The following is a 12687-nucleotide window of genomic DNA, read 5'->3' as shown; positions in this document are numbered from 1 at the left end:
GGTTAGCGGCACGTTTCCACTGTCGACGGTGACGCACCTTGCCTTGCCTAAAATCGCATGCCATTGGGTAAACAACGATTTGCGAAACTGAAAATTTCAGAAGGTAATGCAATATGATGAAACGGTCGCTGTTGATATTTGTCCTCCCGGCGTTGGCCTTGGCTGGCTGCACGAAAATTGAAGAGGAAGATGCGACACTTGCCCTTCCCGAAGTCGCAGCTCCAGACCTGTCGGTCGAAACCATGAAATCCATCACCGAGGAGCTTTCCTCTGACGCCTACGAAGGCCGCGCTCCGGGGACAGCGGGTGAGGAAAAGGCGACCAAGCTGATTTCCGCAAAATTCGCGGAAGCAGGACTGGAACCCGGGAATGGCGATAGCTGGTTCCAGGATGTTCCGCTGGTCGGCATCACGGCCAAAAATATGTCGCCGCTGACAATTCGCGGCGGCGAGAGTGATTTCTCCTTTGACTATGGCAGCGACTATGTTGTTGCGAGCTATCAGGAACAGCCCAAAGTCGAAGTGACCGACAGTGACATGGTGTTTGTCGGCTATGGCATCAACGCGCCGGAGCGCGGCTGGAATGACTATGCCGATGTCGACGTGAAGGGCAAGACGGTCGTCATTCTCGTCAACGATCCGGATTTCGGTACCGAAAGCCTGGACGGCGAATTTGGGGGACGGGCGATGACCTATTATGGCCGTTGGACCTATAAATATGAAGAAGCGGCACGGCAGGGTGCTGCTGCGGCGCTGATCATTCATGACACAGACCCGGCTGCCTATGGCTGGAACGTGGTTGAATCGAGCTGGACTGGCGAGCAATTTTACGCCCAGTCCGCCAACGGTGGTGCCGATCAGACAAAATTGAACGGCTGGATCCAGAAAGAGGCGGCTGCCAAGATTTTTGCCGCAGCTGGTGAAGATTTGGCTGCGCAGATGAGGGCAGCGAAGGAAAAGGGTTTCAAGGCGGTGGACCTGAAGCAGAAAGCATCGGTTTCGCTGGAAAATGATATCAAGAAGACCGACAGCAAGAATGTCATCGGTGTTCTGAAGGGCAAGACTCGTCCAGACGAATATGTCATCTATACCGCTCACTGGGATCATCTGGGTCACTGCAAGCCTGCTCCCGATGGCGACGATATCTGCAACGGTGCCATAGACAATGCAACGGGCACTGCGGCGCTGGTGGCGCTGGCCGAGGCCTATGTCAAAGCAGGTGCCCCGGACCGGAGCGTTATTTTTCTGGCGGTGACGGCTGAAGAATCGGGATTGCTCGGCTCAAAATATTATGCGGAAAATCCGATCTATCCGCTCAGCCAGACGGTCGGCGGCGTGAATATGGATGCTTTTGCCATGGCCGGTCCGGCGACAAATGTCGTTGTGGTTGGCAAGGGCAAGTCGGAGCTGGATGCGTATCTGGAAGCGGCCTTGAAAGAGGATGGCCGTGTGGCCGAAGCTGAACCGACGCCGGAGAAGGGCTTCTATTACCGGTCCGATCATTTCAGCTTTGCCAAGCTTGGCGTGCCGATGATTTATTTCGAAGGCGGTGAAGATATGGTCGACGGCGGCCGGGAAGCGGGCGAGGCCGCTGCCAAGGATTATACCGATAATCGCTATCATGGACCGAAGGATGAATATGATCCGAACTGGGACTGGACCGGCGTAATGGGTGATCTCAAGGTCTATTATACCGTCGGCCGGATGATGGCGATGACCGAAGACTGGCCGAACTGGAATGAAGGCGACGAATTCCGGGCGATCCGGGACAAAAGCCGGGCCGGTAGCTAATCCCAGCTGAAAGAGGCCGATATGAGATGGCCAGCAGAATGGGAGCCGCATCAGGCGGTCTGGATCGGCTTTCCCGGTGATCCGGCGGAATGGCCGGTCGGACTCGCTGAAGCGCAGCGCGAGGTAGCAGCATTTGCAAATGCTGTCGCTGACGAAGGGGCGGGAGAGACAGTCGTTCTGGTCTGCCGGACAAGTGCTGACGCCGAGGCCGCGCGCCTGCTTGTCCGGCCCCCCGTCGAAATCATTTTCGAGCCGTTCGGGGATATCTGGCTGCGCGACTCTGCGCCTATTTTTTGTGCGGGTTCAAATGGCCTTCTGGGCCAGAATTTCAGCTTTAACGGCTGGGGCGGAAAATATGCGATGGCTGGTGATCAGGATATCGGCCTGCGGTTGGCCGAGCGCTTTGATCTGAAAGTGCGCGATCAGGATTGGGTTTTGGAAGGCGGTGCGATCGATGGAGACGGAGCGGGCCGTCTGGTCACCACGGCGCAATGCGTGCTCAATGGCAATCGCAACGACGGGCTCACCATCGATGAGGCCGAAGCCCGCCTACGAGCAGCATTGGCGGTAGCGGATATTTGCTGGCTCGGTGACGGGCTGGTCGCCGATCATACCGACGGGCATGTTGATAATCTCGCTCGCTTTGTTGCGCCAGGCAAAGTCGTTGTTCCGGAGGCCGATACTGCCGATGATCCCAACGCCCAGATTTTTGCCGACGCTGCGGAGCGGGCCAAATCGTTCGGATTAGAGGTGGCCCGCTTGCCATCCGCAGGGCTGTACAAGATCGACGGAGAGATTGCTCCGGCCAGCTATATGAACTTCTATATCGGCAATAGCGTGGTCGCGGTTCCGCAATATGCGGCGGCGAACGATATCAAGGCCGTTGATGGAATTTCCGCTCTGTTCCCCGATCGCAAGGTTGTCGGACTATCCAGCCAGGCGCTGTTGCGCGGCGGTGGCAGTTTTCACTGCATTTCACAGCAGATTCCGGCGCTTTCTTAACCCGCGCCGCAGTGCAGGCGTGTGTTGGTCACAGCGGCGTAAGCTGATAAATGCCTATCAAGCCAGTAGAGAGGATATCGATGACGGACAGCCTGTTGAGCGTATTAAGTGCGCTGACCTATATATTCATCGTGCTGCTGGGACTCGGGCTGGCTGTTATCGTCCTTCTTTTTTTGATCGATATAACGCAGAAACAGGATGCCGTGCGGCGCAATTATCCGGTCATCGGCCGGTTTCGTCATATTTTTTCAACGCTTGGAGAGTTTTTCCGGCAATATTTTTTCGCCATGGACCGCGAGGAAATGCCTTTCAACCGGGCCGAGCGCGAATGGGTAAAAAGAGCCGGGAAGGGTATGGACAATACCATCGCTTTCGGGTCGACGAAGAATCTCGATCCGCCCGGCACCGCGATATTTGTCAATTGTCCGTTTCCGACGCTGAAGACCGATGCAGCGGAAACGACCAGTCGAGTGGTCGGACCCTATTCGAAACATCCCTATGAAGCGCATTCATTCTTCAACATTTCCGCGATGAGCTTCGGCGCCTTGTCGGTGCCGGCGATCCGGGCACTGTCGCACGGCGCAAAACTGGCAGGTTGCTGGCTGAACACCGGGGAAGGAGGCTTGTCTCCTTATCATCTCGAAGGTGGCTGCGACATTATTTTCCAGCTCGGCACGGCCAAATATGGTGTTCGCCACAGCGACGGGAGCTTGAGCGATGACAAGCTGCGAGAGGTGGCTGCGCATGATCAGGTGAGGATGTTTGAAATCAAGCTCTCGCAAGGTGCCAAGCCGGGCAAGGGCGGGATCCTGCCCGGAGAAAAAGTGAATAAAATGATCGCCGAAATCCGGGGAATCGAAGAAGGGAAGCCGAGCATTTCGCCCAACCGCCATCCCGAGATCAACAGCGTCGATGATCTGCTGGACTTCATTCATCATGTGCGTGACGTCACCGGCAAACCGACCGGGATAAAGGCTGTCGTCGGAGCCTATGGCTGGCTGGAGGAATTGTGTGAAGCAATCCACAAGCGCGGCGTTGAAAGTGCACCCGACTTTTTCACGCTGGACGGCGGCGATGGTGGCACTGGTGCTGCGCCGATGCCGTTGATGGATAATGTCGGATTGCAGCTGAAGGAGAGTCTGCCGATGCTGTCCGATATTTTTTCGCGATACGGGCTGCGGGAGCGGATTAAGATCATAGCATCGGGCAAGCGGGTTACGCCTGCCAGCGTCGCGTGGGCGATCTGCGCGGGAGCCGATTTCGTCAATACCGCGCGCGGTTTCATGTTTTCGCTTGGTTGTATCCAGTCGCTAAAGTGCAACAAGAACACCTGTCCGACAGGGATCACGACGCATAATCCGCGCCTGCAGCGCGGCCTGGATCCCCAGGACAAGAAGGTAAAGGTTGCCAATTACTGCCGTAACATTGTTCACGAGGTTGAAGTCATCGCGCATAGCTGCGGCGTCGATGAGCCGCGGCTGCTAGGGCGAAAACATGTGCGGATTGTGCAGGACACGGGAAAATCCGTGCCATTTGATGAACTCTATCCCAGACCCGATCTGCTGCCGCAATATAAGCTGTCTATGGAGAGTGCCCGATAATACATATTGTGCCCCCAAGCGTCGCCGTTAGTGATGCGGTGAGAGAATTGGTGCCAAAAAATATGAGAGGAAAAATGTCATGAAGAAATTGCTTATGGCCAGTGCGGCGCTGGCGATGCTGACCGCTGGAGCTCCTGCGGTTGCCAACCATCACGAAAAGGATGGTGCCTCGATGCATTCAGCAGACATGAAGGCTGTTCTCGATCACGAGCGACGCGCTGATGACAAGGCTCGTGATGTCTATCGCCATCCGGCAGAGACGCTGATGTTTTTCGGGGTAAAGCCCGACCAAACGGTGGTGGAATATGGACCGGGCGGCGGCTGGTATACGCGCATATTGGTGCCCTATCTTGCCGGCAGCGGGACATATATTGCGATCAATGGAGACAGTTCGGCTACCAATTTTCCGGACCGGGCGCGAGAAGCACGGGCCAAGGGCTGGCCGGAAAGCTTTCCGGTTGCAGCGGCTAAATGGACCGGGATGGACGCAAAAAAGATAATGGCTTTTGAAAGCGACGAATTGCCCGACACTATGAAGGGAAAGGTTGACCGGATCTTTATTTTCCGATCGCTGCACGGTATGCTCAACGGCAATCGCGCGGATTCCGAGCTGAGGGCCTTGCGTGAAATGCTTGCCGATGACGGCATGGTTGGGGTGGTCCAGCATCGAGCCAAGCCTGACGCATCCTACGCCATGTCCAACGGCAGCAAGGGATATATTAAGCAGGAATCGGTCGTGGATCTGTTCGAGCTGAACGGTTTTGAGTTGGTTGATGAATCGGAGATCAATGCCAATCCGAAAGATATGTCCGATTATGAAGGCGGCGTGTGGACATTGCCGCCGGTTCTGGGGTCAGGGGATGCCGACAAAGCCAAATATCAGGCGATCGGCGAATCCGACCGGATGACATTATTGTTTAAGAAGCGCCCCTAAGCCGCTAACAGGGCCGCTATGACCAATATATGCGTAGCGGCCCTGCAATTGGCCTTGGCCGATGATGAAGAGCCAAATATTGAGGCGGTAAGCGGCCTTGTCGCGGAAGCCGCAGAGCAGGGCGCGCAGATCATTCTGCCGCCGGAGCTGTTTGCAGGTCCCTATTTTTGCAAGACCGAGGATGAAGCGCTGTTCGCGCTGGCGCAACCGGTCGGGGAGAGCCGTCCGGTATTGGCTATGCAAAAGCTCGCCAAACAATATGGCGTCGCAATTCCGGCCAGCTTTTTTGAGCAGGACGGGCCGCATCATTACAACAGTCTGGCGATGATCGGTCCGGACGGCGAGATCATGGGCGTATATCGGAAAAGTCATATCCCCGATGGGCCGGGTTACGAGGAAAAATTCTATTTCCGCCCGGGCAATACCGGTTTCAAGGTCTGGGATATTTTCGGTACTCGGATCGGAGTCGGGATATGCTGGGATCAGTGGTACCCGGAAACAGCGCGGGCGATGGCTCTTATGGGCGCAGAAATATTATTCTATCCAACCGCGATCGGGTCAGAGCCATATGATGCCGAGTTTGACACCAGCCGGATGTGGCGTCGTGCGATGCAGGGACATGCGGTTAGCAACTGTATGCCGATTGTTGCCAGCAACCGCATTGGCATCGAGCAAGGGCAGGCATTTTACGGGCACAGCTTTATCGCCAACCAATGGGGTGATCTGATCCGGCAATATGGATCGGATGAAACCGGCGTGCTGATCGCATCTTTCGACCTTGCCGAGGCGCGCAAGCACCGGGCGGGCATGGGATTCTTCCGGGATCGGCGACCGGAGCTTTACGGCCGGTTAGTGGAAGACAGATAGACCGTCTGCTCAAACACACGCTCAAACATCGCCGCCGTCAAACGGCCCGTATTCACATTATATCGGCTGCAATGGTAGCTATCGATGAGGATGCGGCCATCCGGTAACTGGTGATCGGCGCCATGGCTGAATTTATGGTCCGCCAGTCTCAGGCCTTCCATCCGGATCAAATTATCATGGGCGATTTTACCAAGAGCCAGGATGACCCGCAAATTGGGCAGGGCGCGGATTGCCTTTTTCAGAAAATCGCGACAGTTATTCGCCTCGGCTCCGGTTGGCTTGTTTTCCGGTGGCAGGCATTTGACTGCGTTCAGAATGATCGCGCCATCGAGCGCAATCCCGTCGCTTGGGTCATTTGCGAATTCGCCTTGTACGAAACCGAATTTGGTAAGGGTCGCGAACAGCATTTCGCCGGAGGCGTCGCCGGTGAACGGCCGTCCTGTCCGGTTTGCGCCTTCCTTGCCCGGTGCCAGGCCAACGACGGCCAGCCAGGCCTCTGGATCGCCAAAAGCGGGAACCGGTCCGTTCCACCAGTCAGGCTTTGTCTTGCGTAGCGATTTGCGCAGAGTGACCAAACGCGGACACCGCCGACAGCCATATGGGGGTTCGGCAAAAGGAAGGGGGCCATGATCGCTCACAGCCCCCGCCTATGTTCAATTGGACCTGTGGTCCAGATGATTAATCTTTCAGTTCGGCCGGAACGATACCGCCCGCTTCAGCGATCTTGTTCATCACCTGCTTGTGCAGCAGGATATTGTCTTCAGCCGATCCGCTATAATCGGCATTGCCAAGTTCCTGCGCCAGTTCTTTGCGATTTTCGTAGCTCGCGTCGATCTGAACGAGCTTCATCAGGTCGACAATCGACGTCCGCCAGTTAAGCTTGTCGGAGCCAGGAATATTGTCGAGCCTTTCGGCGACATCAACTTCGCTGATTGCCGCGCGATGGGCAGGGGCAGCCGTTACAGGGGTTACTGCGACTTTGGGTTCCTCGGCCTTGGCTTCCTTGCCAAAGATTGCGTTTTTGATTTTTCCAAAAATACTCATATTCTGCTCCTCTACAAATTGGGGAAATCGCTGATCAGCTTTTGCATTGCTACGCCTTCATGTAATCATCTCGGTGTTCGTGGCCCCGGAGTCAATTGCTGTTGTCGTTTCTAAACGAACGGATGCCGTGATTTCTCTGTAAACACTTGTAACTCTGCCGATTAGTGGCTTTTTTTGCAAAGATTGTGCTAGAGCGCGAGAAAGTAACGGAATCAGTACATGCCATGATGATGGCGAGGAGAGTGACAATGAATATCATCAACATATTACAGCAGTCGGGCGGGATCGGCACGATGGCAAAGGAACTCGGCGTCAGCGAAAGCGTGGCGGAAGCTGGTACTGCTGCCCTGTTGCCGGCCATATTGGGCGGTTTCAAGAAAACCACACAAGCGCAGCCGGGCGGCCTGGATGGATTGGGCGGCTTGCTTGTGCAACTGGGCGGAGGCGGCCTGCTCGACAGTGTGCTGGGAACGGAGCCAACGCCAGTCGCCAAGGGCAATGATGTGCTGGGGCAGATTTTCGGTTCGAAGGAAGTAAGCCGGACCGTTGCTGCCGGTGCGGAACAGCAAACCGGGATCAGCAGTGATCTGCTCAAGAAAATGCTGCCGATGGTAGCGATGATGGTCGCTGGATATATGGCTAAACAGGCTGGTGACAGTGCTGGCAACGGGGGCGGGCTTGGCGGCCTGATCGGCGGACTGCTGGGCGGAGGCAAGGCATCTGCCGGCGGTCTGGGATCGCTGCTTGACCTGAATGGCGACGGCAATCCGCTTGACGACATCATTGGCATGGCCGGGAAGCTGGCGCGCTAGATTTGGCGAGCAGAGGCTGCGGCGGATCCCTTCAACTAGTGGCGGCAGCTGTTACCTGATCGGGATCGTCGACCGCCTCCAGACAGAGAATTCCGTTTTCCACCGCTGCGATTTTCGCGATTGTTCCTTTGGCCATTTTCGGGCCTTTGGCAGGCCATTCTCCGTCGCCGACTTTGACGCGGCCGCCATTCGCTGAAACCGTCTCGACGACGGTGACCGTTTTTCCGATCAATTGCGCCGAACGGTTGTTCAGCAGCGGATTATCGCTCTCGACAACATGCGTGAGATACCAGCGCCGGCCGCCCAGCACCGCGATTATTGTCGAGAGGCCAAACGCGGTGAGCTGTCCGGCAAAGGTCAGGTCGATGAACAGGGACAGAATGCCGGTTACGGCCGCAGCAGCCGCAACCCAAATCAGAAAGACGCCTGGAACGAATAGCTCGGCCAGCGCCAATAACGCGGCGAGGCCGAGCCAGACATATTCCGGATTGCTGATAGTGAAATCATCCATGGCTATGCCTTGCTAGCTTTCGAGATTATTTGTCCTGATTGTCGAACGGCCCCCGGCGCGGCGGCGGTGCGAATATCTCGCTATTCTCGCCCAGCGCTTCTTTGGTCAACGCTCCGATTCCACCCAATGTTCCAATGAGCTGGGTCGCTTCAACCGGGAACAATATGGTCTTGGCATTGGGCGATGTGGCGAATTTCCCGACTGCCTTCACATAGTCTTGAGCAACAAAATAGTTGATTGCCTGAGCATTGCCGCCGGCAATGGCCTCGGACACCATCTGCGTGGCCTTCGCTTCAGCCTGTGCTTCGCGTTCGCGGGCTTCGGCATCCAGAAATGCAGCTTCCTTCCGGCCTTCGGCTTGTAATATCTGGCCCTGCTTTTCACCTTCGGACCGGAGAATTTCAGAAGCGCGCGCGCCTTCCGCATCCAGGATATTGGCGCGTTTTTCGCGCTCCGCCTTCATTTGTCGGGCCATCGCGTTGATAATATCCTGCGGTGGACGGATGTCTTTGATCTCGACGCGGTTAATCTTGATCCCCCAAGGCGTTGTGGCATCATCGATTACAACCAGAAGCCGGCCGTTGATTTCGTCGCGCTTGGACAATGTTTCGTCCAGATCCATGGAGCCCATAACGGTGCGAAGATTGGTGGTCACAAGATTGAGAATTGCGTTGTACAGATCGTTGACTTCATAGGCGGCCTTCGCCGCATCCAGGACTTGAAAGAACACCACGCCGTCGGTGGAGATCATCGCATTGTCCCTGGTGATGATTTCCTGACCCGGAATATCCAGAACCTGCTCCATCATGTTGACCCTGCGGCCGACGCGATAGAGAAATGCGGGATAAAAGTTGAACCCCGGCTGCGCTGTCGTTGTGAAGCGGCCGAAATATTCTATGGTATATTGATGGCCCTGGCGGACTATCTTGATACTCGCAAAAAGATAGATGATGATGACCAAAAGCACCAACAATAGCAGCGAAACGCCCATTTTCATTCTCCTCTGCGACCCGTCTCATAAGCATTGATTATTTGCCGCATAATGCCAAGAGAAAAGCGAAGTTTCTGTGCTGAGTAAGAGGTTGTAAGGGTGATGCGTTTGTCTGCCGGGTTGTTCGTTTTTGGTCTGATGTTGTCGGGAGCGGCGCGTTCCCAGGACATTAGCGAAGCAGATTTGCGCCGGCATATCGAAATTCTCGCCAGCGATGAATTTGAGGGACGCGAACCTGGCACCGCTGGTGAAAATAAGACCGTCAACTATATCGCCACGCAATGGTCGAAGGCTGGCTTCAGACCCGCCGGAACGGATGGTTCGTGGTATGCTCCGGTAACTCTGACGGTGCGGACGCCGCAATCCTATCGGCTAGCGCTGACTGATAGCAATAGTCACCAGAGAGTGCGGGTTGAGCAGGACGATATTGTCTTGCGGAGCAGAGAGTCCAGTTACCATCAATCCGCTATCCCGGTCGTTTTTGTCGGTTATGCCGAGCACGGTCAGTATGAACCGGCGGTGACCGGTAAGCTCGTGTTGCTGCCGCGGAAGCCGCGCGACGATAGCGGCCGGGTTCCGGATTTTCGCAATCGCAAGGCAAAGCTGCTTCAGGATGGAGCGGTTGGCGTGATTACGGTTCTGGATGATCAGGACCGGTGGACCAGATTTCAGCGATTTTTCCAGCGCGCGTCCACCGCCCTCGCTGATCCTGAAAATCATGCGGAGCTGGAAGGAGTCATCAGCTTCGATCAATTCCAGAAGCTGATGCGGAAATCGGGCCAGGATCCAGAGCGCCTGCTCGCTGACAGAGATGAGCTGGCGGTGATCGAGCTTGGCCTGAACGCCGCCGCCAAAGCTGAGACGCAGGTCCGGTCTTATATTTCGCACAATGTGATCGGGAAAATTCCCGGCACTGACCCGAAAAGCGGCGCCTTGTTGTTCCTGGGGCACTGGGATCATTTCGGTATCTGCCGGTCCGAAGACCCCCTTGATCCTGACAAAGACAGGATCTGCAATGGCGCGGTCGACAATGCCAGCGGCATCTCGCTCCTCATAGAAACAGCCAAGCGGCTATCGGCCGATCAGCACGATCGCGACATATTTTTCCTGGCCACTACTGCTGAGGAAAAAGGCCTGCTCGGGGCGGAAGCCTTCGCGAACCATCCGCCTGTTCCGCTGCAAACATTCAAGGCTGTATTCAATGCGGATACGGTCGCGCTCTCTGGCAGTGGTCAGGAGATTGCGGTCGTCGGAATGGGCAGGTCATCATTGGACAGCGATATCGCGCTCGTCGCCGAGGAGGAGGGACGGGACATTGATCAAAGCGGAAAAGGGAATGCGTATGTGAAACGCCAGGACGGCTATGTGTTTCTCGAGCGGGGCGTGCCCGCCTATATGATCACCAGTGCATTTGCCGATGAGGAGTCGCTCCAAGCCTTTCTTGATGGCGCCTATCACGACGTCACCGACGAAGCGAATGATAGTCTGGTTCTGACCGGAGCTGCGGCTGACGCGAATTTTCACGTCGCGCTGGGCAATTATTTTTCTTCCACGACGACTTATCCGGGAATAGCCACTAGCGGTTCCGCCGATAACTGATTACATGGGCCGCCACAGAATCACATTCACGATATCGGAAAGTGGCGATCATGAGCAGGCCGGGCATACAAAAAGAAATTCGATTGGGACTGACTTTTGACGATGTCCTTTTGCAGCCGGCTGCATCCGAGATTGTGCCGAGCCAGGCCAACACAAAAACCCGTCTGACCAAACTGATCGGTCTGAATATTCCGGTTCTTTCCTCGGCCATGGATACGGTGACCGAGTCCGACATGGCGATCGTGATGGCGCAAATGGGCGGGATTGGCGTGCTGCACCGGAACCTGACGATCGAGCAGCAGACGGCTGCGGTGCGGCAGGTGAAGCGCTTTGAGTCAGGCATGGTGGTCAACCCAATCACAATTGCCCCGGAAGCAACGCTTGCCGAAGCGCAGGCGACGATGCAGCAAAACCGGATATCCGGCATTCCTGTGGTCGAGAAATCGGGCAAGCTGGTTGGCATTCTGACCAATCGCGATGTCCGTTTCGCGGAAAATCCGAAACAGCAGATCTCCGAGCTGATGACCAAGGATAATCTCGCTACGGTTCCTGCCGGTGTGAGCCAGGAGGAAGCGCGGCGCACCTTGCACCAGCGGCGGATCGAGAAATTGCTGGTGGTGGACGAGCATTATCGTTGCGTCGGCCTGATCACGGTCAAGGATATCGAGAAAGCGGTTACCTATCCCAACGCCACCAAGGATGAATCCGGGCGGTTACGGGTGGCTGCTGCTTCGACGGTCGGCGACAGTGGTCTGGAGCGAACCCAGGCGCTGATTGATGCTGAGTGCGATTTGATCGTTATCGACACGGCACACGGCCACAGCGCGATGGTGTCGCGGGCGGTGGAAGAGGTCAAAAAGCGGTCGAACGGCGTTCAGGTCATTGCTGGCAATGTCGCGACAGCCGCTGCCACCCGGGCCCTGATTGATGCTGGCGCAGACGGAATCAAGGTGGGTATCGGTCCTGGCTCGATCTGCACGACCCGCGTTGTTGCTGGCGTCGGTGTACCCCAACTGACCGCAATCATGGACTGCGCCGAAGAAGCCGAAAAATCGGGTATCCCGGTCATAGCCGATGGCGGATTGCGAACATCGGGTGACGTGGCCAAAGCGTTGGCTGCCGGCGCATCTGCGGTGATGATCGGATCGTTGCTGGCTGGTACGGAAGAGGCGCCGGGCGAAACGTTTCTCTATCAGGGGCGAGCCTATAAAAGCTATCGCGGCATGGGTTCGGTCGGCGCCATGGCGCGTGGATCGGCGGATCGTTATTTCCAGCAGGATATCACCGACCAGATGAAACTGGTACCGGAAGGGATTGAAGGGCAGGTCCCGTTCAAGGGACCGGCGCGCGACGTAATTCATCAACTGGTTGGCGGCGTGAAGGCGGCGATGGGCTACACCGGTTCTGCAACACTCGAAGATTTGCGCGATCGTGCTGAGTTTGTCCGGATTACCAACGCCGGATTGCAGGAAAGCCATGTACATGACGTTTCGATCACCAGAGAGGCACCCAATTATCCTACGCGATAAGGCCCCG

At 56.1% G+C, this 12687-nt stretch carries 12 protein-coding genes; 8 read left to right on the top strand and 4 right to left on the bottom strand.

Going from position 1 to position 12687, the window contains the following annotated elements; all coding sequences use genetic code 11:
- Positions 1 to 116 precede the first annotated feature (116 nt).
- From ACN0WW_RS03510 to aguB, 5 genes are all read left to right on the top strand, one after another.
- Positions 117 to 1790, top strand: coding sequence for a M28 family metallopeptidase (locus ACN0WW_RS03510; RefSeq protein WP_417609750.1), 1674 nt, complete (start codon positions 117 to 119; stop codon positions 1788 to 1790).
- 21 nt (positions 1791 to 1811) lie between these two features.
- Positions 1812 to 2792 carry an agmatine deiminase family protein gene (locus tag ACN0WW_RS03505; RefSeq protein WP_417609431.1) on the top strand — a complete coding sequence of 327 codons (981 nt, stop codon included), beginning with the start codon at positions 1812 to 1814 and terminating at the stop codon, positions 2790 to 2792.
- An 80-nt stretch (positions 2793 to 2872) separates the two neighbouring features.
- Complete coding sequence (locus ACN0WW_RS03500; protein ID WP_417609429.1) at positions 2873 to 4393, top strand: FMN-binding glutamate synthase family protein; 1521 nt, start codon at positions 2873 to 2875, stop codon at positions 4391 to 4393.
- 79 nt (positions 4394 to 4472) lie between these two features.
- Complete coding sequence (locus tag ACN0WW_RS03495; RefSeq protein ID WP_417609427.1) at positions 4473 to 5327, top strand: class I SAM-dependent methyltransferase; 855 nt, start codon at positions 4473 to 4475, stop codon at positions 5325 to 5327.
- Between the two features lie 18 nt (positions 5328 to 5345).
- Entirely contained in the window at positions 5346 to 6194 is an 849-nt protein-coding gene (gene aguB, locus ACN0WW_RS03490) for an N-carbamoylputrescine amidase (RefSeq protein ID WP_417609425.1), read from the top strand.
- On the opposite strand, the gene ACN0WW_RS03485 is transcribed toward aguB, so the two are convergent.
- Together ACN0WW_RS03485 and ACN0WW_RS03480 are read right to left on the bottom strand one after the other, a co-directional pair.
- On the bottom strand, positions 6167 to 6832 hold the full coding sequence (locus ACN0WW_RS03485; RefSeq protein ID WP_417609423.1) for a uracil-DNA glycosylase: 666 nt from the start codon (positions 6830 to 6832) through the stop codon (positions 6167 to 6169). The two genes, aguB and ACN0WW_RS03485, sit on opposite strands and share 28 nt — an antisense overlap.
- 40 nt (positions 6833 to 6872) lie before the next feature.
- Positions 6873 to 7238 (bottom strand): DUF3597 domain-containing protein, encoded by a 366-nt coding sequence (locus ACN0WW_RS03480; RefSeq protein WP_417609421.1) that lies wholly within the window; start codon positions 7236 to 7238, stop codon positions 6873 to 6875.
- A gap of 248 nt (positions 7239 to 7486) precedes the next feature.
- Between ACN0WW_RS03480 and ACN0WW_RS03475 the strand changes: the two genes are divergently transcribed.
- On the top strand, positions 7487 to 8050 hold the full coding sequence (locus tag ACN0WW_RS03475; protein WP_417609419.1) for a DUF937 domain-containing protein: 564 nt from the start codon (positions 7487 to 7489) through the stop codon (positions 8048 to 8050).
- Positions 8051 to 8081: 31 nt separating this feature from the next.
- Here ACN0WW_RS03475 and ACN0WW_RS03470 read toward each other — a convergent pair whose 3' ends face one another.
- The gene (locus ACN0WW_RS03470; RefSeq protein WP_417609417.1) at positions 8082 to 8561 is read right to left on the bottom strand and encodes an NfeD family protein; all 480 of its coding nucleotides are present in this window, start codon (positions 8559 to 8561) and stop codon (positions 8082 to 8084) included.
- Positions 8562 to 8586: 25 nt separating this feature from the next.
- Positions 8587 to 9552: an SPFH domain-containing protein gene (locus ACN0WW_RS03465; protein WP_417609415.1), complete on the bottom strand. Its 966-nt coding sequence runs from the start codon at positions 9550 to 9552 to the stop codon at positions 8587 to 8589.
- Between the two features lie 102 nt (positions 9553 to 9654).
- Between ACN0WW_RS03465 and ACN0WW_RS03460 the strand changes: the two genes are divergently transcribed.
- Complete coding sequence (locus ACN0WW_RS03460) at positions 9655 to 11151, top strand: M28 family peptidase (protein ID WP_417609413.1); 1497 nt, start codon at positions 9655 to 9657, stop codon at positions 11149 to 11151.
- 50 nt (positions 11152 to 11201) lie between these two features.
- Entirely contained in the window at positions 11202 to 12680 is a 1479-nt protein-coding gene (gene guaB, locus ACN0WW_RS03455) for an IMP dehydrogenase (protein ID WP_417609411.1), read from the top strand.
- The last annotated feature ends 7 nt before the right edge of the window (positions 12681 to 12687 follow it).

The organism is Parasphingorhabdus sp. (assembly GCF_048269865.1).
Taxonomy (GTDB): Bacteria; Pseudomonadota; Alphaproteobacteria; order Sphingomonadales; family Sphingomonadaceae; genus Parasphingorhabdus.
The sequence above is the reverse complement of the archived record's forward strand: the minus strand, read 5'-3'. Positions and strand labels throughout refer to the sequence as shown.

Bases quoted from the DNA above. Each gene is read 5' to 3' on its own strand.
- ACN0WW_RS03510 (WP_417609750.1), top strand. From the start codon at position 117: ATGAAACGGTCGCTGTTGATATTTGTCCTCCCGGCGTTGGCCTTGGCT.
- ACN0WW_RS03470 (WP_417609417.1), bottom strand. From the start codon at position 8,561: ATGGATGATTTCACTATCAGCAATCCGGAATATGTCTGGCTCGGCCTC.
- aguB (WP_417609425.1), top strand. From the start codon at position 5,346: ATGACCAATATATGCGTAGCGGCCCTGCAATTGGCCTTGGCCGATGAT.
- ACN0WW_RS03480 (WP_417609421.1), bottom strand. From the start codon at position 7,238: ATGAGTATTTTTGGAAAAATCAAAAACGCAATCTTTGGCAAGGAAGCC.
- ACN0WW_RS03500 (WP_417609429.1), top strand. From the start codon at position 2,873: ATGACGGACAGCCTGTTGAGCGTATTAAGTGCGCTGACCTATATATTC.
- ACN0WW_RS03475 (WP_417609419.1), top strand. From the start codon at position 7,487: ATGAATATCATCAACATATTACAGCAGTCGGGCGGGATCGGCACGATG.
- ACN0WW_RS03460 (WP_417609413.1), top strand. From the start codon at position 9,655: ATGCGTTTGTCTGCCGGGTTGTTCGTTTTTGGTCTGATGTTGTCGGGA.
- guaB (WP_417609411.1), top strand. From the start codon at position 11,202: ATGAGCAGGCCGGGCATACAAAAAGAAATTCGATTGGGACTGACTTTT.
- ACN0WW_RS03495 (WP_417609427.1), top strand. From the start codon at position 4,473: ATGAAGAAATTGCTTATGGCCAGTGCGGCGCTGGCGATGCTGACCGCT.
- ACN0WW_RS03505 (WP_417609431.1), top strand. From the start codon at position 1,812: ATGAGATGGCCAGCAGAATGGGAGCCGCATCAGGCGGTCTGGATCGGC.
- ACN0WW_RS03465 (WP_417609415.1), bottom strand. From the start codon at position 9,552: ATGGGCGTTTCGCTGCTATTGTTGGTGCTTTTGGTCATCATCATCTAT.